This window comes from Streptomyces cyslabdanicus (genome assembly GCF_052663305.1).
This window is the reverse complement of sequence record NZ_JBQRUW010000029.1, coordinates 14,119-38,615: the sequence shown is the minus strand read 5'-3', so window position 1 is coordinate 38,615 and position 24,497 is coordinate 14,119. Positions and strand designations below refer to the sequence as shown.

General features: G+C 71.9%; 20 protein-coding genes. 13 read left to right on the top strand and 7 right to left on the bottom strand.

From position 1 onward, the window contains the following. Positions 1-32: 32 nt before the first annotated feature. Both ACTYVM_RS18535 and ACTYVM_RS18530 read left to right on the top strand, forming a co-directional pair. On the top strand, positions 33-752 hold the full coding sequence (locus tag ACTYVM_RS18535; protein ID WP_445527013.1) for an XRE family transcriptional regulator: 720 nt from the start codon (positions 33-35) through the stop codon (positions 750-752). A gap of 2 nt (positions 753-754) precedes the next feature. Continuing rightward, on the top strand, positions 755-1,225 hold the full coding sequence (locus ACTYVM_RS18530) for an NUDIX hydrolase (protein ID WP_445526952.1): 471 nt from the start codon (positions 755-757) through the stop codon (positions 1,223-1,225). 833 nt (positions 1,226-2,058) lie between these two features. On the opposite strand, the gene ACTYVM_RS18525 is transcribed toward ACTYVM_RS18530, so the two are convergent. The 6 genes from ACTYVM_RS18525 to ACTYVM_RS18500 form a co-directional block, all read right to left on the bottom strand. Then, positions 2,059-3,531, bottom strand: coding sequence for a carboxylesterase/lipase family protein (locus ACTYVM_RS18525; protein WP_445526951.1), 1,473 nt, complete (start codon positions 3,529-3,531; stop codon positions 2,059-2,061). Next, positions 3,528-4,565, bottom strand: coding sequence for an alpha/beta fold hydrolase (locus ACTYVM_RS18520; RefSeq protein ID WP_445526950.1), 1,038 nt, complete (start codon positions 4,563-4,565; stop codon positions 3,528-3,530). Before ACTYVM_RS18520 ends, ACTYVM_RS18525 begins: the two co-directional genes overlap by 4 nt. Before the next feature lie 22 nt (positions 4,566-4,587). Beyond that, a complete protein-coding gene (locus ACTYVM_RS18515) occupies positions 4,588-5,880 on the bottom strand; it encodes an esterase/lipase family protein (RefSeq protein WP_445526949.1) in 1,293 nt (430 codons plus the stop codon). Between the two features lie 259 nt (positions 5,881-6,139). Next, on the bottom strand, positions 6,140-7,567 hold the full coding sequence (locus ACTYVM_RS18510) for an amino acid permease (RefSeq protein WP_445526948.1): 1,428 nt from the start codon (positions 7,565-7,567) through the stop codon (positions 6,140-6,142). Between the two features lie 104 nt (positions 7,568-7,671). Then, complete coding sequence (locus tag ACTYVM_RS18505) at positions 7,672-8,817, bottom strand: M20 family metallopeptidase (protein ID WP_445526947.1); 1,146 nt, start codon at positions 8,815-8,817, stop codon at positions 7,672-7,674. 93 nt (positions 8,818-8,910) lie between these two features. Beyond that, positions 8,911-9,837: a LysR family transcriptional regulator gene (locus ACTYVM_RS18500; RefSeq protein ID WP_445526946.1), complete on the bottom strand. Its 927-nt coding sequence runs from the start codon at positions 9,835-9,837 to the stop codon at positions 8,911-8,913. Positions 9,838-9,980: 143 nt separating this feature from the next. On the opposite strand from ACTYVM_RS18500, the gene ACTYVM_RS18495 reads away from it, so the two are divergent. The 6 genes from ACTYVM_RS18495 (at position 9,981) to ACTYVM_RS18470 (ending at position 17,759) form a co-directional block, all read left to right on the top strand. Next, entirely contained in the window at positions 9,981-10,580 is a 600-nt protein-coding gene (locus tag ACTYVM_RS18495; protein ID WP_445526945.1) for a flavin reductase family protein, read from the top strand. Beyond that, on the top strand, positions 10,577-12,034 hold the full coding sequence (locus ACTYVM_RS18490; RefSeq protein WP_445526944.1) for a 4-hydroxyphenylacetate 3-hydroxylase family protein: 1,458 nt from the start codon (positions 10,577-10,579) through the stop codon (positions 12,032-12,034). The genes ACTYVM_RS18495 and ACTYVM_RS18490 overlap by 4 nt, the downstream gene beginning before the upstream one ends. Positions 12,035-12,067: 33 nt before the next feature. After that, entirely contained in the window at positions 12,068-12,745 is a 678-nt protein-coding gene (locus ACTYVM_RS18485) for a DUF1028 domain-containing protein (protein WP_445526943.1), read from the top strand. Continuing rightward, a complete protein-coding gene (locus ACTYVM_RS18480; RefSeq protein WP_445526942.1) occupies positions 12,742-13,914 on the top strand; it encodes a M20 family metallopeptidase in 1,173 nt (390 codons plus the stop codon). The genes ACTYVM_RS18485 and ACTYVM_RS18480 overlap by 4 nt, the downstream gene beginning before the upstream one ends. A gap of 22 nt (positions 13,915-13,936) precedes the next feature. Next, positions 13,937-15,358, top strand: coding sequence for an aspartate ammonia-lyase (locus ACTYVM_RS18475; protein ID WP_445526941.1), 1,422 nt, complete (start codon positions 13,937-13,939; stop codon positions 15,356-15,358). Between the two features lie 220 nt (positions 15,359-15,578). Further along, positions 15,579-17,759, top strand: coding sequence for a DEAD/DEAH box helicase (locus tag ACTYVM_RS18470; RefSeq protein WP_445526940.1), 2,181 nt, complete (start codon positions 15,579-15,581; stop codon positions 17,757-17,759). A gap of 53 nt (positions 17,760-17,812) precedes the next feature. Here ACTYVM_RS18470 and ACTYVM_RS18465 read toward each other — a convergent pair whose 3' ends face one another. Continuing rightward, on the bottom strand, positions 17,813-18,919 hold the full coding sequence (locus tag ACTYVM_RS18465; RefSeq protein WP_445526939.1) for a threonine synthase: 1,107 nt from the start codon (positions 18,917-18,919) through the stop codon (positions 17,813-17,815). Positions 18,920-19,186: 267 nt separating this feature from the next. Between ACTYVM_RS18465 and ACTYVM_RS18460 the strand changes: the two genes are divergently transcribed. The 5 genes from ACTYVM_RS18460 (at position 19,187) to ACTYVM_RS18440 (ending at position 24,477) form a co-directional block, all read left to right on the top strand. Beyond that, the gene (locus tag ACTYVM_RS18460) at positions 19,187-19,939 is read left to right on the top strand and encodes a GntR family transcriptional regulator (RefSeq protein ID WP_445526938.1); all 753 of its coding nucleotides are present in this window, start codon (positions 19,187-19,189) and stop codon (positions 19,937-19,939) included. Positions 19,940-20,385: 446 nt separating this feature from the next. Continuing rightward, a complete protein-coding gene (locus ACTYVM_RS18455) occupies positions 20,386-20,571 on the top strand; it encodes an SPOR domain-containing protein (protein ID WP_400028922.1) in 186 nt (61 codons plus the stop codon). A 42-nt stretch (positions 20,572-20,613) separates the two neighbouring features. Continuing rightward, a complete protein-coding gene (locus ACTYVM_RS18450) occupies positions 20,614-21,042 on the top strand; it encodes a (deoxy)nucleoside triphosphate pyrophosphohydrolase (protein WP_445526937.1) in 429 nt (142 codons plus the stop codon). Positions 21,043-21,189: 147 nt separating this feature from the next. After that, positions 21,190-21,642: an ATP-binding protein gene (locus tag ACTYVM_RS18445; RefSeq protein WP_445526936.1), complete on the top strand. Its 453-nt coding sequence runs from the start codon at positions 21,190-21,192 to the stop codon at positions 21,640-21,642. 222 nt (positions 21,643-21,864) lie between these two features. Continuing rightward, positions 21,865-24,477: a SpoIIE family protein phosphatase gene (locus ACTYVM_RS18440; RefSeq protein ID WP_445526935.1), complete on the top strand. Its 2,613-nt coding sequence runs from the start codon at positions 21,865-21,867 to the stop codon at positions 24,475-24,477. The last annotated feature ends 20 nt before the right edge of the window (positions 24,478-24,497 follow it).

Here is a 24,497-nt window from a genome sequence, read left to right as displayed (position 1 = left end):
GACTCGTGCCGAACGAGAGACTACGAGCCGTCATGGCGGCGGGAGGCTGGACGTACGCCGCACTCGCTCAGCAGGTTGAGGTTGACCCCAAGTCGGTCGAGCGCTGGGTGAACCTCGGGCGTATCCCACGTCGTGCCACCGCCCTCCAGGCGGCCAAGGCCCTGGGAGAAGATGTGCACGCACTCTGGCCGGCGCTCCGCCAGGCTCGCCCCGCCCGCGCCATCAGCCCTGAGCTGGTGGCGCTCTACAAGCAGCGGGCCGACATCCCCATCTCGGCGTTCACCGACCTGATGGCCCAGGCCCGGGAACGGATCGACATCCTTGTATACGCGGCTGTCTTCCTCCACGAGGCGTACCCGCGGCTGAACGAACTCCTCACCGAACGCGCCGCCGAAGGTTGCGCGGTCCGCGTCGCGATCGGGGATGCCGACAGCGACAACGTCCAAGCCCGCGGTCAGGAGGAGCGGTTCGGTCACGGCATCGAATCCCGCTGCCGCCTCGCCCTCATGCACTACAGGCCACTCGCCGCCACCCCCGGCATCGAAGTCCGCACCCACGAAACCACGCTCTACAACTCCCTCTACCGCGCCGACGACCAGCAACTCGTCAACGCCCACGTCTGGGGCGTCAACGCCTACGCCGCCCCCGTGTGGCATCTTCGCCGACACGAGACAGGCGGCATGTTCGACACCTACGCCGAGAGCTTCGACGCCGTGTGGGCGACGGCGACGCCCGTACGAGAGGAAGGCTGACCGTGGCCCGCACCGAGTACTACGACGACCCGAGCGCGCCCAAGCCGAACAGCATGGTCGTCGCCGCGTCCGCCGTCGTCACCGACGACCACGGCCGCATCCTCCTCCAGCGCCGCCGCGACAACGACCTGTGGGCCTTGCCCGGTGGCGGCATGGACCTCACCGACTCCCTGCCCGGCACAGCCGTCCGCGAAGTCAGGGAAGAGACCGGCTTCGACGTCGAGATCACCGGCCTGGTCGGCACCTACACCGACCCGAAACACATCATCGCCTACACCGACGGCGAGGTCCGCCGCCAGTTCAACGTCTGCTTCGCCGCCCACATCACCGGCGGCCAACTGACCATCTCCGACGAGTCCACCGAGCTCCGGTTCGTGCCGCCCGAAGAGATCGAGCAGCTGCCAATGCACCACACCCAACGACTCAGGCTCCAGCACTTCCTGGAACAGCGCGAGAAGCCCTACCTGGGCTGAACCGGCTGACGGCAGTAGCTGACGGCAACAACCCCACACAACCACGGACACCCACGCACTTCACCGGACCAGCAAACCGCGCTTGACCAGCCAAAAAGCAGGTCGAGGGCTTCGCGTAGCACACGTACTATGTGGTAGCTGGAGGGACTTCAGTACTCGTTCACAACTGCACCATTGCGGATGAACGGGCGCATGCCAGAGCATCGGAGAATTCCGCATATTCCAGCAGACCGGACGTTGCTACCGGTGGGTACCTTTGGATTAAGGGATAAATGAGGATTCTGGCTAAACAGTCGGGATCCGGGAGTGAGGGTTTGGTTGGTCGGCTGATGGTTTCAAAGCCTGGCGGTCCATGCGGTTTCCGCATAGAAGTTTGGCCTCCGAGGCATTGAATGCTTGGGGGCAAGGGCGCATGTTGATTGAATCGTCTACTGATCCGCTCTCCTCCGGGGAGTATGGGAGGGTTCATAACTCGCAGGAAAATCGGGGATCAGTTGACGAGCCGCCTTTTTAGTAGGTGGGGAGTTGATTGGCCGGTTCTTTCTGCGGCCGAGGCGGAATGTGAGAGACCCCACCGGTAGTCGGGTCGCCCCGGAAAAATCTCACATCGGGAGATCCGGCTACCGGCGACCTGGGGGTTCCAGTTTGCTCCGGCGAGCAAGTGCTGCAGGCCGTCAGGGGTAGCGCGGCCTGCCTGCTCGGCCAGTTGCCAGCTGTTCTTTCGGGCCACCGGGGCGAGTAACGCCGAAGGCCACCCCTGACCACTCCGCGGCTCGCTACACTCCAGCCGCCCAGCGAAACCCCAGGTCAGACAGCAAAGCCCTGCTGGAGTACTAGCGCACGCCTTCCCACAACAGGCGTTCCCGACTGCGTGGGTCGGATTCCAGGGTGGGGTCTTCCGTGAAGACCATCGTCGTGCGGGTGGCCGTGTCGTAGGCCGGCCAGCCCGGGTCGCCCGTCTTGGCGAAGGTGAGCCAGGCCGTGTGCATTGCGTCCGCCAGGGGCTGGGGTGCGTGGGGGCCCAGCAGGGGGGCGTACGACGGGTCCTGGAGGCGGTTGAAGACGAAGGGGAGGTCCAGGGCGTGGCAGGCGCCCAGGTGGCCTTCGAACCGGGGGGAGCGCCAGGCGAATTCGTAGACGTGGGAGCCCGGGACGGACTCGGCCAGGCGGAGGGCGGGGATGCGGTAGAACCAGTCCGTCGCCACCGCGGAGAGGAGTTCGCCCGGGGTGGCGTCGGGGTGGGTCGCCCGGTAGACCGGGAGGGCTTGGTCCGGGTCCAGGCCGTATGCCGTTGCCGCGGCGTGAAGGCCGGCTTCGGGGATCCTGTCCAGGAGACCCGTGGGGGCCAGGAACAGGCGGTACTCCTCGCGGTTGCTGCCGATCAGGAGGTCGACTCCGCAGTCGGGGCCGGGCAGGGACAGGCCGGACGTCACCGGTTCGAACGGCATCATGTTGAGCACCGCCTCGCCCCACAGGGCCGGGTCCGGGCGGGCGCCCACCTCCGCGCGGAGTTCGGCCTGGGCGGGCAGGAGGTCGGTCAGGGGGACCTCGGCGAAGGACTCCACGGTCGGTTCGATGCCGAGCTTCTCCGCCAGGCGGGCTGTGATCAGCGCCGCCGAGGACGGGCGCAGGAAGTGGTGGCAGGCGCCGCTCTGCAGGATCGCCCGGTGGAACAGGCCGCGGGCCAGGCCGGTGGACAGCAGGGCGCCGATGCTCATCGCGCCCGCCGACTCGCCGAAGACCGTCACCCGGTCGGGGTCGCCGCCGAAGGAGGCGATGTTGGCGCGGATCCAGCGCAGGGCGGCCACCTGGTCCAGCAGTCCGCGGTTGTCCGGGACACCGGGCAGGTGGAGGAAACCGTCCGACCCCAGGCGGTAGTTGAGGGTGACGCAGACGACCCCGCCGCGGGCGAACGCGCTGCCGTCGTACCCCGACGCCGAGCCGGATCCGTTCGTGAACGCCCCGCCGTGCAGCCACACCATCACCGGCAGGCCGGCCCCCGGCTCCGGGGCGGGCGTCCAGATGTTGAGGTTCAGGCAGTCCTCGCCGGGGATCTCGTTCTCCGGGATGAGGGTGTCGAACGGCGGCGCGTAGGGCGCGTGCGGAGCCGTCGGGCCGTACGCCGTCGCGTCGCGTACACCCGTCCAGGGCTCGGGCGGGTCCGGCGCCAGGAAGCGGCGCGGGCCGAAGGGCGGGGCGGCGTACGGCACGCCCAGGAAGGACGCCACACCGCCGTCCGCGGCGACGGAAACACCGCCGCGGACGGCGCCCTGCTCGGTCGTGCATACCGTGGTGCGTGAGGTCATGCGGTGAGGATCCCCAGCAGGGCCGCGCCGAACTCCTCGGGACGTTCCAGGTGCACCGCGTGCCCGGCGTCCGGGACGGCGACCTCGCGGACCGTGCCGCCGTGCGCCGCGTAGCGGTCCAGGACGTGGCGGGTCTGCGCCACCATCGGCTGGGCGGGGGTCCCGTCCCAGCCGGGCACCGCGCCGATCGCGCCCAGGTGCGCCAGGTCGAACATCGAGGTGTCCGAGACGATCACGTCGTCCTCGCCGCGGATCCACAGCACCGGCGGCTTGGGGTCGATCAGGGGCAGCTCGTCGAGGCGGAAGTACAGCGGGGAAAGGCAGTTGAGGACACCCCGGGTGCCGGGGGCCACGCCCGGCCAGGCCGTGGACGCCACGCTGTCGCCCGGGTAGTGGTCGTCGCCGATGCGCGTGGTGAGCATCGAGTCCACGTACGCGTCCTCGTGCTCGCCCTCGGGGCGCCACGGCGGCTTGACGTAGCAGGTCGCCAGGACGGAGCGGGGCGTGACCGGGGAGTCCTCGCCGCGCTCGCCCTTGGCCAGCAGCGCGACGAACTCCGCATTGGCGGTGCCGCCGCCCGAGCCCGCACCGTCCTCGGAGTTGAGGGTCCCGTCCACTCCGTGGGTGCCGCCGAAGCCGTACGGGGAGACCGGGTTGACCAGGGTCAGGGAGCGCACCGCGGCCGGGTGGTCGGACAGGTACTGCATGATCACGCCCCCGCCCATGGACCAGCCCACCAGGTGCGCCCGGTCGATGCCGAGGGCCGTCAGCAGCGCGGCGAGGTCGTCGGCGTGGTCGCGCAGGCCGCGGGTGGCGTCGATGGGCAGCGGATCGGTGCCGCCGAAGCCGCGCAGGTCCAGCGCGATCGGGCGGTAGCGGTCCGGCAGCAGCGCCATGGTGGTGTGCCAGAAGGTGGAGGAGGAGACGTTGCCGTGTACGAAGACGACCGGTTCGCCCTCGTCCCGGAGGTCGGTGACCTGGACGGTCAGGCGGTCGGTGGGTACCCGGCGGGTGCGGATGCTGCTCGTGGTCATCGTCATCTGGTCCTTCGGTCCGTTACGAGAGCCAAGTGGCGATCTGGGCGGCGGCCGAGCCGTTCCAGCCCAGCTCCAGGTGGTTGGCGCCGGCGATGGTGGCGGTGCCGCCGACCGTGGGGACGCCGGTGGTGTCGAGCGCGCTGGCGATGAAGACGACACCGTCGCTCGGCCCGCGGTTCTCGTTGAAGATGCCGACGACGGTGGGGGACCCGCCGGCCAGCAGGTAGGTGGTGACGGAGGCGGGTACGCCGGCGTCGTGCAGGGGCTTGATCAGCGAACCGGCGTCGATGGCGGCCTGGATGCCGCTGCCCGCGGTGTAGAAGCCCTGGCCGCCGTAGTACGTCGTGTACCAGTCCTGCGCGGCGCCGTCGACTCCGTACTTGCCGTCCCAGCGGGCCAGCATCTGCCGCTGGCCGGGGTAGTTGTCGTAGCCGCCGGAGGGCGTCATCGAGAATTCGGGGTGCGCGGTGTACAGGCCGTAGCAGGTCATCCGCGTGTGCGGGGAGGGCGCGTTGACCGTGCCGCCGCACTCGGGCCAGATGGAGAAGTCGTGCGCCCAGCCGTGCGCGTACGGGTAGTCGTAGCCGCCGTTCGGACCGCCCACGGTGATCAGCTTGCGCACGTCACCGGCGTACGCCCGCCCCCAGCTCGGCTTCAGCGACGACACGTACGCGCGGGTCGACATCTCGCCCTTGCTCCAGCCGACGAGGTCGACCTTGTCGACGCCCAGCTTCGCCTTGATGACGGCGACGGCGTCGCCGACGATCTGCGCCTGCATCAGGTTGTCGCCCTGCTTGTGCGCGAAGCCGACGGCGAAGACGCGGTGGCCGCGCGCGGACAGGTACTGCATCAGACCGGTGGACGGGCAGGACAGCGCGCCGCAGCCGTAGCCGCCCGCCTCGCCCGGGTTGGCCCAGGCGCGGTCCGCGGTGTCGTTGGCGCCGTGCACGAGCAGGACCGGTGTGGTGCGGCTGCCGGTGTTCCAGCCGGGGGCCGAGTAGAGCAGGAAGCGGCTGGAGGAGGGGCGGGAGACCCCGCCGAAGTAGGTGACGCGCTTTCCGTCCTGGTCGCCGCGGCCGTCGGACGGGTAGCCCTCGGTGCGGAAGCCGGGGGTGGTGTCGAGGTAGCGCTCCACGCCCTCCCAGCCGTTGGTGACGGTGCCGGCCCCGTAGCTCGCCTCGAGGGTGAGGTAGGAAGGCGGCGGTTCGGTGGCCGACGCTGCGCCGGCGCCGGCCACCGGTCCGGCCGCCACCGCCGTCAGCAGGGCGAGCAGCGTCCGCCACCGGCCCGTACGGCTTCGTCTGTCCCGCATGTCCCCGCCCTTTCCTGCGCGCTTGCACGGCTCCGTCCCCCTGCGGCGGCCCACCTTAGGCGCGGCATACGGCGGGAGGGCATGTGCGCGGAACCCATAAGGGGGGCGGTCTGTATGGGGCGGCAAGCCCGCAAGCCCGCAAGCCCGCAAGCCCGCAAGCCCGCAAGCCCGCGGTGCGCGGTCCGCACCCCGCAGCCCACCTCGGCCGCCCGACACAGGAGTGTCGGGCGGCCGAGGTGGGCTGCGGACCGCCGTCGCCTCAGACGGTCTGTACTGCCCTCCGCCGGGCACGGACCCGGTACCCGTAGGCGGCCAGCACCACGGCCAGGCTGAGGAAGCTCAGCCCCACCTGCGGCCGTGTCTCCGGCATGACGACCATGACCGCGAGCACCCCCGCCATCCACGCGATGGTCACGTAGGACAGGTACGGGAAGAGCCACATCTTCAGCTGGATCGGCTCGCTGCCGTCGCGCTCGATCCGCCTGCGCTGCCGGATCTGCGCCGCCACCAGCACGATGTAGTAGATGAGCTGGATGGCGCCGGAGGAGTTGATGAGGAAGATGAAGACCTGTTCGGGGAAGAAGTAGTTGGCGACCACGGCGAGGTAGCCCATCGACGTCCCGGCGAGGATCGCCCGGACCGGCACGCCGCGGGAGTTGACCCTGGCGAGGAACTTCGGCGCCTCGCCCTGCTCGGCCAGGGTGAGCAGCATGCGCGAGGTGATGTACAGGCAGGAGTTGAGCGAGCTGAGCACCGCCGTCAGCACGACCACCTGCATCATGACCGAGGTGTAGGGGATGCCCGCGGCGTCCAGGGCGACCGCGAACGGGCTCTTGATGATCTTGCCGGAGAACGAGAAGTCCCACGGCACGATGCACACGATCAGCAGCACCGACAGCACATAGAAGGTGAAGACCCGGTACATCACCTGCTTCGTCGCCTTGGCGGCGTACTCGGCGGGCTTCTCGGACTCGGCGGCCGCGATCGTGGCGATCTCCGCGCCGCCCATGGAGAACAGCACCGTCACGCTGCCGATCACCGCGGCCGTGACGCCCATCGGGAAGAAGCCGCCGGAGCCGAACAGGTGGCTCAGGCCCGGACTGGACTTGCCGGTGCCGCCGAACAGGAAGACCACCGCGACGCAGGCGAAGAAGATGATCGCCGCGATCTTGACGGAGGCGAGCCAGAACTCCGACTCGCCGTAGGCCTTCACCGACAGCAGGTTGACGGCGGTCATCACCAGCATCAGGCCCAGGCACAGGGCCCAGGTGGGCACCGAGGGCAGATAGCCGCCCAGGATGCCGGCCCCGGCGACGGCCTCGATGGCCGCCACGACGACCCAGAAGTACCAGTAGAGCCAGCCGATGGTGAACCCGGCCCAGTTGCCGAGCCCGTGCCGGGCGAAGTTGGCCACCGAGCCCGCCGACGGCCGCAGCACGGCCATCTCGCCGATGGCCCGCATGACGAAGATCATCAGTACGCCGCTGACGGCGTAGCTCAACACGGCCGCGGGACCGGTCTGGTTGATCACCGCACCCGAGCCGACGAACAGCCCGGCGCCGATGATGCCGCCGAGCGCGATCATCGTCAGATGCCGGTTCTTCAGGGATCTCTTGAGTCCGCCGCCGGGGGCGGTGGGTTCTTCGTGGAGAACGGTCGAAACGGGTCGATCACTGGTCGTTGCCACGGTGGACCTCGTTCTTCTTCTGATACGACGAGGGGAAGGGGTAAGCCGGAGCCGTCCCGGGAGGTGCTCCGGTCAGGAGCACCCCGTGTCGCGCGCACCACGGGTCAGGCGCACCACGCGTGGGCGGCGGCCGCGTAGATCTCGACGATCTCGAGGTACTTGCTCGTCTCGACCCATTCGTTCGCCCAGTTGTAAGGGGGCGTGCCCGGGCCGATGTTGACCGCGTCGATACCGGCCTGCTTGAGGGGGACCATGTCGGTCCAGAACTGGATGCCGCGGAAGACCGGGTCGCCGCCGGCGGTGCGGACCGCGTCGGCCACGGTGCGGGCGATGGGCTCCTCGGTGCCGATCTCGTACGGCAGGCGCGGACCGCTGAGCCAGTGGGGGCTGAACTCGACCGTCGCCCTGATCCGGGGGTCGTCGGCGCTCATCTTGTCGATCATGGCGATGACCTGCTGCCGGACCGCGTAGGGGTCCTGGGAGGGCAGCAGCCGCAGGTCCAGCGAGATCGTGCACCGGTCGGGGACCTGGTTGTGCTTGGTGCCGCCCCGGATGGTGCCGATGTTGAGGATCGGGCCGCCGGGCAGCTCCGGGTGGGGCTCGTAGGGCAGGGTGCCCTCCAGCTCGCGCAGGGCGGCCAGGATCGGCTCCATCGTCTCGATCGCGTTGAGCCCCAGGTGCTTGCCCGCGGTGTGCGCCTGCTTGCCGTAGGTCGTGACCTCCAGATAGGCCGCGCCGCGGTGCACCGCGCCGATGGTGTTGTCCGTCGGTTCGCCGCAGACGGCCGCGTCGGCGGTGAAGCCGGCGTCGATCAGGGAACGGGTGCCGACCCCGCCCTCGAAGTGGCAGGACACCCCCTGGAAGACCAGGTCGCCGCGCGGGCGGGTGCCCGATTCCAGGACCCGGCGCATCACCGCGAGCGACGCCGTGGTCGCGGCCTTCATGTCGGCGATCCCCGAACCGTAGATCTTTCCGTCGGCGACGTGGGGGGCGAACGGGTCGGTGTCCCAGTCCCCGGAGACCTCGTAGGTGTCCAGGTGGCCGTTGAGGATCAGCGACCTGCCGCCGCCCGTTCCCCTGATCCGGGCCCCCACGCTGGGCCGGCCCGGCATCGACTCGACCAGGCCCACCTCGTCCGCGCCCCACTGCCGGAGCTGGTCGGCGATGAACTCTGCGAGTTCCTTCTCCCGGCCCCAGGTGGAATCGATCGCCAATGTCTGAAGGAGAAGGTCGAGATCGCGGTTCGACATGGACTTGCGTCTCCGTCCGGCTGAGTGGTTGAGCTGGAGTGCAGGTCATTCAGCCAGCAAACGCGGAGTTAGAACAAACAGAATTATTTGAAGTCAGTCATCGAAGGAATCGATGGTTCCGCTCAGCGTCTCGGCGCATTGCGCGGCGAACGCCACGGCACGGCGGCTGGGCGCGAGATCGGAGAGGCGCACGATGCCGACGTTCAGTCCGGGCGGTCGCGGGGTCAGCGGCCTGCTGACGATCTCCAGGCCGTCGTAGCTGATCGGGATGCCCGGGCGCTGGGTCAGCACCGAGTAGCCGAGGCCGTGGGCGACCAGCGAGCGGACCATCTCGAAGTTGGTCGCCCGGTAGCGCACGTTCGGCATCAGGCCCTCGTCCTTGAACAGGGACAGGAAGTAGGTGGCGCCCGGCGGGAGGTCGAACAGGATCATCGGTTCGGTGGCCAGGTCCGCCACACCGACCTCGTCCCGGGCCGCCAGGGGGTGGTGGGCCGGCAGCAGGACGTAGGGCTCGGCGGTGTACAGCGCCGTCATCCGCAGGTCCTTGGCCAGCCTGAACTCGTCCGCCTCGTACATCAGGGCGATGTCGCAGCTCACCCCGCGCAGCTGGCCCACGAGGTACTGGTCGGAGCCCTCGATGAAGCTGAGGTCCACGTCCGGGTACTTCGCCACGAAGTCGGCGATGACGCGGGGCAGCAGCACGGCCGCCAGCGTGCTGTAGCAGCCCACGACCAGGCTGCCCGACAGGGACGACGTCACCGAGCGCGCCGAGTCCCGCAGCTCGTCCACGCCGGACAGCAGCCGCCGCGCGTCCGCCAGCGCCTGCCGCCCCGGGGTGGTCAGCTTCAGTCCGCGGGCGTGCCGCAGGAACAGCTGCACGCCGAGGTTCTCCTCCAGCTCGGCCAGCGAGGTGGAGACCGCCGACTGGGTCAGGTGCACCTTCGCGGCGGCGGCGGTGACGCTGCCCGTCTCGGCGGCGGCGACGAAGTATTCGAGCTGTCGAAAACTGATCTCGTGCATGGCCACGCGGTCCTTTCTGCCGCCCCGAACGTATAAGTGGAATCGAAGGCTGTCCACAAAAACTTCTGTTGGTCCTATGGCAGAGCGCGCTCACATACTTCTCGGCAAGTCAGCACGGCACTTTCCCCGAAGGAGGCGAAGTCGTGCCAAGTCCTGAGGCAGATGTGCAGACGGCCACGATCACGTCGGTCCCGGCCGACCGGTTCCGGGCCGCCATGGGCGCCGCGGCCACCGGCGTCACCGTGGTCGCCACGGACGGCCCGTCGGGCCGGTTCGCGCAGACGGTGAGCGCGATGTGTTCGGTGTCCGAGGACCCCCCGAGTCTCCTGGTGTGCGTCAACCGGCGGAGCCCGATGAACGAGGCGATCCAGGCCCACGGATCGTTCGCGGTCAGCGTCCTGGGTCGGCAGCACGACCACGTCGCGGACACGTTCGCCGGCCGCCCCTGGCCGGGCAAGGAGAAGTGGGACTTCACCTGCGGCGAATGGGAGCGGACGGCGTCGGGCGCGCCGCGGCTCGCGGACGCCGTCGCGTCCTTCGACTGCGAGCTGCACACCGTGCTCACCGTCGGCACCCACCACGTCTACGTCGGGGTGATCCGCGACGTCACCGCCGCCGGCGGCACCCCGCTCGTCTACAGCGGCCGGCGGTACGCGCGGCCCGAGACCTTCCCGCCGTCGACGTTCCCGGACTTCCCCGGGTCCGGTCCGGTCCACCACCAGCAGCGAAGGACGACACGATGATCCGTACAGGCGACGAGTACCGCGAGTCCATCAGGGACGGCCGGCAGGTCTGGGTGGACGGGGAGAAGGTCGACGACGTCACCCGGCACCCGATGTTCAAGCCGATCGTCGACGTCCGGGCCCGGATCCACGACCTGGCGCACGAAGAGGCGACCCAGGCCCGGATGACCTACCAGGACGCCGAGACCGGTGAGCTCAACGCGGTCGCGAACAAGCTGCCCCGCACCCGGCAGGACTGGCACGACAAGCGGACCGCGGTCGAACTGGTGCAGCGTGCCGCGGGCGGGGTCGCCACCCGCGTCGGCGACGAGACCGTCGGCGAGATGTGGTCCCTCTACGACGGCCAGGACGTGCTCAACGAGGTCGACCCGCGCTTCTCCGAGAACATCCGGCGGCACATCGCCCGGGCCGTCACCGCCGACCCGTTCCACGTCTCGGCCAACACCGACCCCAAGGGCGACCGGTCCAAGGCACCCAAGGACCAGGACCCGGACATGCTGCTGCACGTGGTGCGGGAGACCGACAACGGGATCGTGGTCCGCGGCGCCAAGTACGAGACCGCCGCGGCCTACGCCAACCAGGCCTTCACCAAGCCGACGATCGCCAACTGGGGCAACGACGCGATGTCCGACTACGCCGTCGGATTCGTGCTGGACATGGGCGCGCCGGGCCTGAAGTTCGTCTGCCGCAACGGGTTCGCGGGCCGCGCCCCGGCGAGCGACTACCCGCTGGCGAACCGGGTCGACGAGGTCGAGTCGCTGGTGATCTTCGACGACGTCGAGATCCCCTGGGAGGACGTGCTGTTCTACCAGCACACCCGCGCCGCCTCCTTCATCCGCGCCACGCTGCACCGCTACAGCGCCTTCCCGTTCGTGCAGCGCACCCTGCACCTGGCGGACCTGATGATCGGCGCCGCCCTGTGGAACGTGAAGCAGACGGGCCTGGAGAAGCAGCCCGCCGTGCAGGAGAAGCTGGCCCAGCTGGCCTGCTACCGGGAGAGCGTCAACGCGCACCTGACGGCCGCGATCGCGATGGCCGAGCCGAGCCCGGGCGGCCTGCTGATGCCGAACCAGTCCCTCCTCTACACCGGGCGTGTGGTCGCGCTGTCCCAGCTCCCGGTCATGATGCACACCGCCCGCGAGCTGTGCGGCGGCCAGATCTGCATCACCCCGGACGCGGCGACGTTCGCGGACCCCGAGGTCGCCCCGTGGCTGGAGAAGTACTACACGGTCAACGAGAACTGGGTGGCCGAGGACCGGCGCCGGCTGCTGGCCTTCGCCCGCGACCTGCTCAACAGCGACTACGCCGGGCACCGGCTGACGTTCCAGCTGTTCGCGCAGTCGCCGCCGTTCGCCCAACTCGGCGCGGTGTACCGCAACTTCGACTTCAACGGCCCGCTGGACCTGGTCAAGGCGGCGGCCGAGCTGTCCGACAAGGTCGACGCGTCGCGCTGACCGCGCCGCGCGCCCGCACAGGGAGGATCACCCATGACGTTTTCCCTCATCGCCCGTGACGCGACCACCGGCGCGTTCGGTGTCGTCGTCACCTCTTCGAGCCCCGCGGTCGCCGCGCGGTGCGCTCACCTCCGCAGCGGTGTCGGAGCCGCCGCCTCGCAGAACGTCACCAACCCGGCGCTCGGGCCGCGGCTGCTGGGGCTGCTGGCGGAGGGCGTGGACCCCGGGCACGCGGTCGCGTCCGCCGTCGCCTCGGACGAGCACAGCGGCTACCGGCAACTGGCGGTGGTGGACGCGCGGGGGCGGACCGCCGCGTTCTCCGGCGAGGGCACGCTGGGCACCCACCGCGCCGTCGAGGGCGACGGCGTGGTCGCGGCCGGCAACCTGCTCTCGGACCCCGGCGTGGTGGACGCCATGCTGGCCGCCTACGAGCGGGCCGCCGGCGCCGAGTTCGAGGAGCGGCTGCTGGCCGGACTGCTCGCCGGCCGGGACGCCGGAGGCGAGGAGGGCCCGGAGCACTCGGCGGGCCTCGTCGTCGTGCACGAGGTGAGCTGGCCGGTCACCGACCTGCGGGTGGACTGGGCGGACGACGACCCGATGGGCGAGCTCGAACAGCTGTGGCGGCGGTGGGCGAAGGAGAAGCGGGACTACCTGTCCCGGGCACTGAACCCCACCGAGGCGCCGAGCTACGGCGTACCGGGTGACCTGTGAGCACGCTCAAGGACCGGGCGGCGGCGCGGCTGCCCGGTCTGTCCGACCGGCTGCTGCGCCTGTCCCACCGCCTGCACGCCCATCCCGAGGTCGCCTGGGAGGAGCACCGTGCGGCGCGGTGGGTCGCCGAGGAGCTCGAGGGCCTCGGCTACACCGTCGAGCCGGAGTTCTGCGGGCTGCCGACCGCGTTCCGGGCCCGGATCGGCAGCGGCCCGCTCAACGTCGCGGTCTGCGCCGAGTACGACGCGCTGCCCGGCCTCGGACACGCCTGCGGGCACAACGTCATCGCCGCCTCGGCGGTGGGTGCCGCCGGGCTGCTGGCCGACCTCGCGGACGAGGCCGGGCTGACCGTCACCGTGCTCGGCACCCCGGCCGAGGAGGGCGGCGGCGGGAAGATCCTGATGCTGGACCGGGGCGGGTTCGACGGCGTGCACGCCGCCATGATGATCCACCCCGGCCCGCTCGACGTCGCCCGGGCCGAGCCGTTCGCCGTCGCGCACCACAGGATCCGCTACCACGGGCGGGCCTCCCACGCGGCGGCCTACCCCGAGTACGGGCGTAACGCCGCGGACGCGTTCACCGTCGCCCAGACGGCGATCGGGCTGCTGCGCCAGCAGCTCGGCGCGGGGACCCGGGTGCACGGCATCGTCACCCGCGGCGGGGAGGCCCCGAACGCGATTCCCGAGCTGACCGAGGGCCGCTGGTACGTCCGCGCGGAGAACCTGGCCGACCTCGCGGAACTTGAGACCCGGGTGCACCGGTGCTTCGAGGCCGGGGCCCTCGCGACGGACTGCCGGCTGGAGATCGAGCCGGAGAGCCCGCCCTACGCCGACTTCGTCAACGACGAGGACCTGCTCGCGCTCTACGTCGGCAACGCCAGCGCGCTGGGCCGCGCGTTCCCCGAACCGAGCGCGGACTCCCGGATGAACCGGGCGTCCACGGACATGGGCAACGTCTCGCACCGGGTGCCGGCCATCCACCCGTACCTGGGCATCGACTCGCTCCCGGCGGTCAACCACCAGAAGGAGTTCGCCGCGCACTGCGCCGGCCCGGCCGCCGACCGGGCGGTCCTCGACGGCGCCCTCGCCATGGCCTGGACCTGTCTCGACCTGGCCACCCTCGACGACCTGCGCGGACGGCTGCTCGACGGCAGGAAGGCCGCCCTATGACCGAACAGAAAGGCGGGGCGGCATGACGACCTCGTTGCGCACCGAGCGGGACCTGATCGGCCGTCTCGACGTGCCGGACGGCGTGCGCTGGGGCGTCCACACCGCCCGCGCCCTGGAGAACTTTCCGGTGTCGGGCACGCCGATCTCGTCGTACCCCCACCTGGTGAGCGCGCTCGCCACGGTCAAGCAGGCGGCCGCGCTCGCCAACCGGGACCTCGGTCTCCTCGACGCGTCCCGGGCGGGCGCCGTCGTCGAGGCCTGCGAGCAGATCCGGAAGGGGGACCTGCACGAGGAGTTCGTGGTCGACGTCGTGCAGGGCGGGGCCGGCACCTCGACCAACATGAACGCCAACGAGGTGATCGCCAACCGGGCCCTGGAGATCCTGGGCCGCCCCCGGGGCGACTACGGGCATCTCGACCCGCACGCTCACGTCAACCTCGGCCAGAGCACCAACGACGCCTACCCCACGGCACTGCGGGTGGGGCTCTGCGAGGCGGCCGACGACCTGCTCGCCGCGCTGGCGTTGCTCGAGGACGCGTTCCGGGCCAAGGCGGCGGAGTTCGCGGACTTCCTCAAGATGGGCCGGACCCAGTTGCAGGACGCGGTGCCGATGACCCTGGGACAGGAGTTCGGCGCGTTCGCCGTCATGGTGGCCGAGGACCAGCAGCGGCTGCGCGAGGCCCGGGACCTGCTCCTCGAGGTCAACCTGGGCGGCACGGCGATCGGCACCGGGCTGAACGCCCCTGACGGCTACGCCCGGCTGGCCACCCGGCACCTGGCGGTGCTCACCGGCCGGCCGTTCGTCTCCGCCGCGGATCTGGTGGCGGCCACGCAGGACGTGGGCGCGCTCGTGCAGTTCTCGGGGATGCTCAAACGCACGGCGGTCACCCTGTCCAAGGTGGCCAGCGACCTGCGGCTGCTGTCCTCGGGGCCGCGGGCCGGCCTGGCCGAGATCCGGCTGCCCGCGGTGCAGGCGGGGTCGAGCATCATGCCGGGCAAGGTGAACCCGGTGATCGCGGAGATGGTGAACCAGGTCGCGTTCTGCGTGGTGGGCAACGACGTCACGGTGTCGATGGCCGCCGAGGCGGGGCAGCTCCAGCTGAACGCCTTCGAACCGGTCGTCGCCCGCTGCCTGTTCCAGGGCCTGACCGAACTGACCGCGGCCTGCCGCCTGCTGGCGACCAGGTGCGTGCACGGCATCACCGCCGACCGGGACCGGCTGCGGGCGGAGGTCGAGCGCTCGATCGGGCTGGTGACCGCGCTCGTGCCGCACCTGGGGTACCACCGGGCGACCGAGGTGGCGCAGGCGGCGCTGCGCAACGGAACCGGTGTGGTCGAGGAGATCCGCGCCCGGAACCTGCTCGACGACGGGACCCTGCTCGCCCTGCTCGGCGACCCGGAACGGCTCGTGGGCCCACGGCGCGAGCAGCGATCCGGCGACTGAACCGGCGCACGGCGGGGAGGGCGGGCCCGAAGAGGTGCCCGCCCTCCCCGCCGTGGGTCGTCAGGAGACCGCTGACAGGGGAGCCGCCTCCGCCGCCGCCGACGCGCCCTGCCGGGCGGGCCGGGCCGGGCCGCCCGGGGCCGGTGACCGTGCCGCGTGCCACGATGGACCCGCACCGCACGACGGGGAGGCCTGTGCGGCAGGAGGAGACGGGGGTGGCATGCAGGGGGAGGTTCCGCCGCGGGCCGGGCGCGGGATTCGTGAGTGGTGCGAGCAGGGTGCGGGGCTGCACGAGGCGGCGCGGAGCCTGCGCACGGACCACGCCGGCGCCGTGGCCGCCGTCCGCGCGGCCTACGAGACCCTGCAGGCCGAACTCGTCGGCCGCGAGCTGGAGTCCATCCCCGTGGCGCGGCTCAAGGACGCCACCGACGGACGTCTGCGCCTGGGCGCCATGGAGGAGGCCGGCTTCGGTTCCGTGCGCGCGGTGCACGAGGCGAGCCGGTACGCGCTGCGGCAGGTGCCCGGTGTGGGCGAGCAGACCGCCGACCGGGCGCTGGCCGCCGCCCGGCAGATCGCGCGGGCCGTGGCCGGCACCGTCACCGTGCGCGTCGACGTCGACCACCCCGAGCCCCGCACCACGGCCCTGGTGGTCGCCCTGCACCGGCTCGTCGAGGCCGGCCCCGAGCTGTCCCGCGCCCTGGACGCCGCCGAGCGGCTGGACACCCGGCTGGGCGAGTTGCTGCCCGCGGCCCGCCCCGCCGGCGGACGGCTGCGGCTCGCGCTGGGCGGCCGCGAGCGCCGCGAGCGTGCCCTCGCCGCGGCCGCGGAACTCGGTGAACTGCTCGCCGACGCGGCCGCCACCGACGTACGCCTGCTGCTCGCCCAGGCCTCCACCGACCTGCTCCGCCCGGCCGTCCCCGACCTGGAGGCCTGGGTCGACTTCGAGCTGCGCCCCGCGGAGTACTACGGCCGGCTCACCGAGGTCTCCGAGCAGCGTCCGGACGCCGCGGCGAGCGAGGGGTTCGTCCCGTCGGAGGTGGCCGAACGGGTCCACGCCCAGCGGCTCGACGACACCCACCGCAGGGTCTCCCTGCGCGGCTACCAGGAGTTCGGCGCCCGCTTCGCGCTCGTCCAGCAACGGGTGGTGCTCGGCGACGAGATGGGCCTGGGCAAGACCGTCCAGGCCATCGCGGCGCTGGCCCACCTCGCGGCCGAGGGCCACACCCACTTCCTGGTGGTCTGCCCGGCCAGCGTCCTCATCAACTGGACCCGGGAGATACGCGCCCGCAGCACCCTGCGCGCCTTCACCGTGCACGGCCCGGAGCGGCACGACGCCCAGGCGGAGTGGCACGAGCGCGGCGGCGTCGCCGTCACCACCTTCGACGTCCTGCACACCCTGCCCGTCCCGGACGGCACGCCGCCGGGCATGCTCGTCGTCGACGAGGCCCACTACGTCAAGAACCCGGACACCCGCAGGTCCCGCTCGGTCGCCGCGTGGACCGAACGCTGCGAGCGGGTGCTGTTCCTGACCGGTACGCCGATGGAGAACCGGGTCGAGGAGTTCCGCGCCCTGCTGCGCCACCTCCGCCCCGACCTCGTGCCCGTGGTCAGCGACACCGACGCCGCCGCGGGACCGCACGCCTTCCGCCGCTCGGTGGCCCCGGCCTACCTGCGCCGCAACCAGGAGGACGTGCTCACCGAACTGCCCGCGCTGGTGCACACCGACGAGTGGGTGGAGCTCCGCCCCGCCGACCGGGCCGCCTACCAGGAGGCGGTCGCCGAGGGGAACTTCATGGCGATGCGCCGGGCCGCGTACACGGGCCCGGAGACGTCCGCGAAACTCCAGCGGCTGCGGGAACTGGTCGCCGAGGCCGCCGTGAACGGACTGAAGGTGGTGGTGTTCTCCTACTTCAGGGACGTGCTCGACAGCGTCCGCGCGGCCCTGGGGGAGGGCACGCTCGGGCCCATCTCCGGAAGCGTCCCGGCGGCCCGCCGGCAGCGACTGGCCGACGACTTCGCCGCGATGCCCGGACACGCCGTGCTGCTCTCCCAGATCGAGGCGGGCGGCGTCGGCCTCAACCTCCAGGCCGCCTCCGTGGTGATCCTCTGCGAACCGCAGGTCAAGCCGACCGTGGAGCACCAGGCCGTGGCCCGCGTCCACCGCATGGGCCAGATACGGGCCGTCCGGGTCCACCGGCTCCTGGCCGCCGACAGCGTCGACGACCGGCTGCTGCGCATCCTGGCGCGCAAGGAGCGCCTGTTCGACGCCTTCGCCCGGCGCAGCGACCTGGCCGACGCCACCCCGGACGCCGTCGACATCTCCGACGTCGGCCTCGCCCGCCGCATCGTCGAGGAGGAACAGCAGCGCCTCGCCGAGCACGCGGAGGCCGGAACGGGCTGACTGAGCGGGCCGACCGCGCGGCCTGACCGAGCGGGGCGGGTCGCGGCCGCGTGCTACGGCCGGGCCAGGCCCGACTTCAGGCCCGCGCCGCACAGGGGGACCACCGCCGACTTCCCGCCGAGGGCGCCGTCGCGGACCGCCGCCCAGCAGACCGCGCTCGTCGACTCGACGTACAGGCCGCGGGAGGCCAGGTCCAGCTGGGCGTGGCGGATGCGGTCCTCCGTCACGGTCAGGAAGGTGCCGCCCGAGTCCCGTACCGCGCGCAGGATCTGGCGGGCCCGGGGCGGGCGGGGGATGGCGATGCCCTCGGCGTGGGTGGGGGCCTGCGGGGTCGTGCCGGTGAGTTCCTCCGCTCCCTCCGCCCAGGCGCGGGCGAGCGGGGCCACCGCCTGGGCCTGCACCGCCCACAGCGCGGGGCGCCGGTCCAGCAGACCGGCCCCGAACAGCTCGGCGATCGCCAGCGCGGCGCCCAGCAGCAGGGTGCCGTTGCCCACCGGCAGGACCAGGACGTCCGGCAGGCGCCCGCCGAGGTCCTCCCACAGCTCGTGGACGTAGGTCTTGGTGCCGTGCAGGAAGTACGGGTTGAAGACGTGCGAGGCGTAGAAGGTGTCCGGCTCGTCCGCCGCCCGCTGCGCCGCCCGGCCGGCCGCGTCGCGGCCGCCGTCGACCAGCTCCACCCGGGCCCCGTGGGCCTCGATCTGCTCCAGCTTCTTCGCCGACGTGCCGAGCGGGACGTACACCGTGCACGGCAGCCGCGCCCGGGCGCAGTACGCGGCGATCGCCGTGCCCGCGTTGCCGCTGCTGTCGGCGACCACCTGGCGCGGGCCCACGCGCAGCGCCAGTTCGGCCAGCAGCACCGCGCCCCGGTCCTTGAACGACAGTGTCGGCATCAGGAAGTCCAGCTTCGCCGAGACCTCGTCCGTCAGCGGCACCACAGGGGTGCGGCCCTCGCCGAGGGACAGCGCGGACGTCGCCATCGGCAGCGTCTGCGCGTACCGCCACAGCGAGTTCACCCGTCCGGTGAGGGACTTCAGGGACGCGGGGGTGGGGGAGAAGTCGAGATCGAGCGGGCCGTGGCAGGTCGGGCAGCGCCAGGCGAGGGAGTCGCCGGGCACGCGGACGCCGTCGGTGGGGCAGTAGCGGTCCGGCAGAGGTGTCATGTACGCAGGTTAAGGGCGCGGTCCGCCGACGCGCCGTCATGACTCCGGCCCGGCCTGTCTGTTGCGTTCCGCCTGGCCGTCCCGCCCGGGTCGCCTCCGCTTTTCGTCCCGTGGAGGTGTGACGGTGTCCGTAGGGGGGAGAAAGCGGCTGGGCATGCCGTCGCGCACGGCAAGTCATCACTTCGAGTGATTCTCTGGCCCTTGCTTGCAAGTACAACCCGCGGTTGCCACGCTGTTGCTGTCTGTACAGCTTGATGGGAGCGGCCAGTGACTTTCGGTGAGCAGCCGGCGTATCTGCGCGTCGCGGATGATCTCCGCAAGAAGATCGTCGACGGTCTGCTGCCCCCGCACACCCGGCTGCCCTCACAGGCCAGAATCCGCGAGGAGTACGGCGTCTCGGACACGGTCGCGCTCGAGGCCCGCAAGGTGCTGATGGCCGAGGGGCTGGTCGAGGGTCGCTCCGGTTCGGGGACGTATGTGCGCGAGCGGCCCGTGCCGCGCCGGGTCGCTCGTTCCGGCTTCCGCCTGGCCGTCGGCGCCACGCCGTTCCGGCAGGAGCAGGCCGACGCCGAGGTGCGCGGCACCTGGGAGTCGAACAGCACCCAGGCCGAGGCGAGCGGCGCCATCGCCGAGCGGCTCGGCATCAAGCCGGGCGACCGCGTGATGCGCACCAAGTACGTGTTCCGGGACGCCGGTGAGGCGATGATGCTCTCCACCTCCTGGGAGCCGCTCGCGCTCACCGGGCGCACCCCGGTCATGCTCCCCGAGGAGGGCCCGCTCGGCGGCATGGGCGTGGTGGAGCGGATGCGCGCCATCGACGTCATCGTCGACAACGTCACCGAGGAGGTCGGCGCCCGCCCGGGCCTCGCCGAGGAACTGCACGCCCTCGGCGGCGTCCCCGGCCATGTCGTGGTCGTCGTCCAGCGCACCTTCTACGCCTCCGGCCGCCCCGTGGAGACGGCGGACGTCGTGATCCCCGCCGACCGCTACCGGGTGGCGTACCACCTGCCGGTGAAGTAGGAGACCGTGAAGTGGGAGACCGGTGAAGTGGGAGACGCGGGCGGCGTGACGGAGCGGTAGGGGTCGCGGCGGGGCGGACGTCGGCCCGCGAGTGGTGATGTCGCAGGGGGTGGTGCGCGCCCCCTGGGCCCCCGCCCCGCCCGCCGTTCGCCGGGCCGCACCGCCCGGGTGCCGTATTCCGGCCGTTCTCGCAGGTCGCCACCGCGGCTGCCGCACGCCCCCGAGCGGATGTCCAGGGGTCCTCGCACGGCGCGTTCGTCTCCGTGCGCCCCGGGCGGCCGATTCCCCCGCTGGCCGGTTGCCCACCTCTTTGTGAAAAGCCGTGTTCGCTCCGTGAAGGTAGGGCGTAGGCTCAGGCATATGCGGAGTGCGGTTTCCTCAACGGGCGGGACGCGGCGGGGGCCGGGAGCCGGACACACCGGGGTGGGAAGGAGCAGTGGGGCGCGATGAACGACGGCACGATCACCCTCCCCTGGCTCGTCGTCCGCAAGGACGACAACGGCAATCGGTACAGCGTGGGCAGGTACGCCACCCGCGCCGAGGCCCAGAAGATCGCGGAAAGCCTCGACGGCCCGGACACCCGGCTGTACTGGGTCGAGCGGATCGGGCAGGGCGCGGGCGGCGACGGCTGACCCCGTCGCCCTGCGCCCGCCCGCTCCCGTAGGCTCCGGCGCATGAGCGAACGGATCGTGGTGGTCGGTGCCGCCCTGCTCGACGGCGGCCGCCTGCTCGCCGCGCGCCGCAGCGCGCCCGCCGAGCTGGCCGGCCGCTGGGAACTGCCCGGCGGCAAGGTCGAGCCCGGTGAGCGTCCCGAGGCCGCCCTCGTGCGCGAGCTGCGCGAGGAACTCGGCGTCGAGGCCGAGGTGGTCGAGCGGGTGCCGGGCAGCTGGCCCCTGCGACCGCCGTACGAACTTCGGGTGTGGACCGCGCGCCTGCGCCCCGGTTCCGCCGACCCCAAGCCCCTCCAGGACCACGACGACCTGCGCTGGCTCACCCCGGCCGCGATCTGGAGCGTCCCCTGGCTGGACCAGGACGTGCCCGCGGTGCGGCAGACCCTCACCCACCTCGGCACCGGCCCGGCCGACGGCGCCCCGGGGGCGTGAGCGTCACCGTGCGCTCCGCCAGGACCCGGGGGGCAGGGCAGACGCGGGACGCACTCCGGGTACGCCGTTCGTGTCACACCGCGCCGTCGTACGCGGTACCGCCCCCTGGATACCGGGTATGTGCCCTTTAGTCCCGTGAAACCGGGCATGGATGGTCTTACCGGCCTGCGAAGTGATCGGCGTGCCAGGGAAGTGAACGGTGTGATCGACACCGATGGTGACATCGCCGAGTGGACCTTTCCCGCGGATCCCGGCGCGGTGCGCTCGGCCCGCGCCGCCGTCCGGGGCACGCTGCGCGACTGGGACCTGGACGCCCTGGGTGACACCGCCGCCCTGCTGGTGAGCGAACTGTTCACCAACTCCCTGCGGCACGCCGCCGGTCCCGTCGGCGTTCGGCTGCTGCGCCCCCCGGACCTGCCCAAGGTGCTCCTCGTCGAGGTCTCCGACCCGCTGCCCGAACCGCCCCGTAAACGCCCGGCCCGCCCGGACGACGAGTCCGGCCGCGGTCTGCAACTGGTCGCCTCCTCCTCCCGTCGCTGGGGCACCCGGCCGCACGACGCCGGCAAGACGGTCTGGTTCGAACTTGCTGTTCCCGGGTGAGCGGGTGACCGGGCGAGCGGGCGTCGGTTGTCCGCGAGCGGGGTTCGACCGGGTCCCGCCTGGTTAGAAGACTGATGGTGTTGTCGCAGGCCGGACCGGAAAGCATCGGGATGGTCCTGTGATCGTGAACACCGTGTTGTGCGGCGCCGTAGTGCTGGATACTGCGGGCAGCCGCCCCCGGTGACCGGTGCCGGGCGCGGTGAGCTGGAGGGGACGGTTCGCGTGAGCGAGATACCAGCGAAGGCCACGGAGTCCGAGGACCCGTCGGACGGCGCGAGGACGGGCTTTGCGGGCGGCGGTGCCGCCGACGGGGCGCCGTCCGCTGACGCGATGTGGCAGAGCAGCCCGCCCGGCTCGATGTACGACTACATCAAGGTGGCCTCCTTCTCGATCGGCCCCGACGGACACGTCGACCAGTGGAGCCTGCGCGCCGAGCGGCTCTTCGGCATCTCCGCCGAACGCGCCGTGGGGACGGACCCCATCGAGGCGTTCGTCGATCCCGACCTGCGCGAGCACGGCCAGCGCAAGATGGCCGAGATCCTCGACGGGCGGGAGTGGACCGGCGTGGTCCCCTTCCGGATCCCGGACGACGAGGACGGCCGGCGCGGTGAGGAAGGGCTCGCCGAGGTCTACGTGATGCCGACCACCACGGCGGAGGGCGACAGGGCCGCCGTGTGCACCGTCGTCGACGTCCGCACCCTGCGGCGCATCGAGACCGACCTCGCCGCCTCGCAGGCGATTTTCGGTCAATCCCCGTTCGGTTTCCTGCTGATCGACACCGACCTCAAGGTCCGCCGCGCCAACGAGCGGTTCGCCTCCGTCTTCGGCGGCACGCCCGACGACCATCGCGGCAAGGGGGTGCGCGACTACCTGCCGCGCGGCGAGGCCGAGCGGGTCACCGCCACCCTGCGCCGGGTGCTGGAGGACGGCCGGTCCATCACGGACATGCACGTCTCCGGCTTCGTACCGGGAACCGACGAGCGCCGCCACTGGTCCGTCAACCTCTACCGCGTGCACAGCGGCAGCGGCCGGCCCATCGGCGTCGCCTGGCTCGGGACCGACGTCACCGCCCGCCGCGACGCGGCCCGCGAGGCCGCCGCCGCGCGGCGCAACCTCGCCCTCCTCAACGAGGCCGCCGCCCGCATCGGCAACTCCCTCGACCTGGAGACCACCGCGCGCGAACTCCTCGACGTCGTGGTCCCCGGCTTCTGCGACCTGGCGACCGTCGACCTCTACCAGGGCCTGCTGGCCGGTGACGAGACCCCGCCCGGGCTCGCCGACGGCAGCGCCGAACTGCGCCGCGTCGCCTTCGCCAGCGCGGTCTCCGGCGCGCCGTTCGGCGGCACCGGCGCCCACGTCGAACTCGGCGCCGTCCACCACTACCCGTTCAACTCGCCCCGCGCGGACGCCCTGCGCACCGCCCGCCCCACGACCGTGCCCGGCGAGGACGGCGGTCTCGTGCAGACCACGCTGGCGGTGCCGATGGTCGCCCACGACACGGTGGTGGGGCTCGCGCAGTTCGCCCGCACCAAGGGCAGCGAGCCGTTCGGCCAACGCGACCGCGACCTCGCCGTCGACCTCGCCGCGCGCGCCGCGGTCTGCATCGACAACGCCCGCCTGTACCGGCGCGAGCACGAACGCGCGCTGATCCTGCAGCGGTCGCTGCTGCCGCCCGGCGACCCGGAGGCCTCCGGCCTCGACATCGCCTGCCGCTACCTGCCCGGCAGCGCCGCCACCGGCCGGCCCAGCGAGGTCGGCGGCGACTGGTTCGACGTCATCGAACTCCCCGGCCACCGCACCGCGCTGGTCGTCGGCGACGTCATGGGCCGCGGGCTGCGCGCCGCCGTCGCCATGGGCGAACTGCGCACGGCCGTCCGCACGCTGGCCCTGCTCGACCTGGAACCGGCCGAGGTGCTCTCCCAGTTGGACGAGATCGCCCGCGGCCTCGGCGCGCCCGGCGGAGTCCAGCAGGCCACCCGGGCCGCTCGCCGTCCCCGCGAGGCCGACCTCTCCGAGGTGTACCTGGCGACCTGCATCTACGCCGTCTACGACGCGGTCACCCGACGGTGCACCTTCGCCAACGCGGGCCATCTGCCCCCGGTGCTCGTCGAACCGGGGGAGTCCGCGCTGATGCTGGACGTGCCGCCCGGCATGCCGCTCGGCGTCGGCGGCGAGCCCTTCGAGGAGGTGGAGGTCGAACTCCCCGAGGGCGCCCTGCTGGCGCTCTACACGGACGGCCTGGTCGAGTCGCGCGACCACCCCCTGGACGAGGGCCTCCAGGCCTTCGTCGGAGCCCTCACGGACCCCTCGCGCCCCCTGGAGGACGTCTGCGACCACATCCTCAACACGCTCGGCTCCCACCACGGCGAGGACGACATCGCGCTGCTGATGGCGCGTGTGCAGGGCCTGCCCGCCGAGTCCGTCGGCGACTGGGCCCTGCCGCGCGAACCCCGCAGCGTCGGCCGCGCCCGCGAGTACGCCCGCGCCCAGCTGACCGCCTGGGGCCTCGAACCGCTGGTCGACACCACCGAACTCCTCGTCAGCGAACTGGTCACCAACGCCCTGCGCTACGGCGAGGGCGAGATCAGGCTCCGCCTCCTGCTCGACCGCACCCTGGTCTGCGAGGTGTGGGACTCCGGCCTCGTCCAGCCGCGCCGCCGCCGCGCCCGCGACACCGACGAGGGCGGCCGCGGCCTCCAGCTCGTGGGCCTGCTCAGCGCCGCGTGGGGATCCCGCCGCACGCCTCGCGGCAAGACGGTCTGGTTCGAACTTCCCCTGCCCGACGGGGAGAACGTCCTGACCGACCCGGCGGAGGCGCTGTTGAGCCTGTTCTGACCGCCCGGCCCGGCCACCGC

Bases quoted from the DNA above. Each gene is read 5' to 3' on its own strand.
- ACTYVM_RS18535 (WP_445527013.1), top strand. From the start codon at position 33: ATGGCGGCGGGAGGCTGGACGTACGCCGCACTCGCTCAGCAGGTTGAG.
- ACTYVM_RS18525 (WP_445526951.1), bottom strand. From the start codon at position 3,531: ATGACCTCACGCACCACGGTATGCACGACCGAGCAGGGCGCCGTCCGC.
- ACTYVM_RS18520 (WP_445526950.1), bottom strand. From the start codon at position 4,565: ATGACCACGAGCAGCATCCGCACCCGCCGGGTACCCACCGACCGCCTG.
- ACTYVM_RS18515 (WP_445526949.1), bottom strand. From the start codon at position 5,880: ATGCGGGACAGACGAAGCCGTACGGGCCGGTGGCGGACGCTGCTCGCC.
- ACTYVM_RS18505 (WP_445526947.1), bottom strand. From the start codon at position 8,817: ATGTCGAACCGCGATCTCGACCTTCTCCTTCAGACATTGGCGATCGAT.
- ACTYVM_RS18500 (WP_445526946.1), bottom strand. From the start codon at position 9,837: ATGCACGAGATCAGTTTTCGACAGCTCGAATACTTCGTCGCCGCCGCC.
- ACTYVM_RS18490 (WP_445526944.1), top strand. From the start codon at position 10,577: ATGATCCGTACAGGCGACGAGTACCGCGAGTCCATCAGGGACGGCCGG.
- ACTYVM_RS18485 (WP_445526943.1), top strand. From the start codon at position 12,068: ATGACGTTTTCCCTCATCGCCCGTGACGCGACCACCGGCGCGTTCGGT.
- ACTYVM_RS18475 (WP_445526941.1), top strand. From the start codon at position 13,937: ATGACGACCTCGTTGCGCACCGAGCGGGACCTGATCGGCCGTCTCGAC.
- ACTYVM_RS18470 (WP_445526940.1), top strand. From the start codon at position 15,579: ATGCAGGGGGAGGTTCCGCCGCGGGCCGGGCGCGGGATTCGTGAGTGG.
- ACTYVM_RS18465 (WP_445526939.1), bottom strand. From the start codon at position 18,919: ATGACACCTCTGCCGGACCGCTACTGCCCCACCGACGGCGTCCGCGTG.
- ACTYVM_RS18455 (WP_400028922.1), top strand. From the start codon at position 20,386: ATGAACGACGGCACGATCACCCTCCCCTGGCTCGTCGTCCGCAAGGAC.
- ACTYVM_RS18450 (WP_445526937.1), top strand. From the start codon at position 20,614: ATGAGCGAACGGATCGTGGTGGTCGGTGCCGCCCTGCTCGACGGCGGC.
- ACTYVM_RS18445 (WP_445526936.1), top strand. From the start codon at position 21,190: ATGGATGGTCTTACCGGCCTGCGAAGTGATCGGCGTGCCAGGGAAGTG.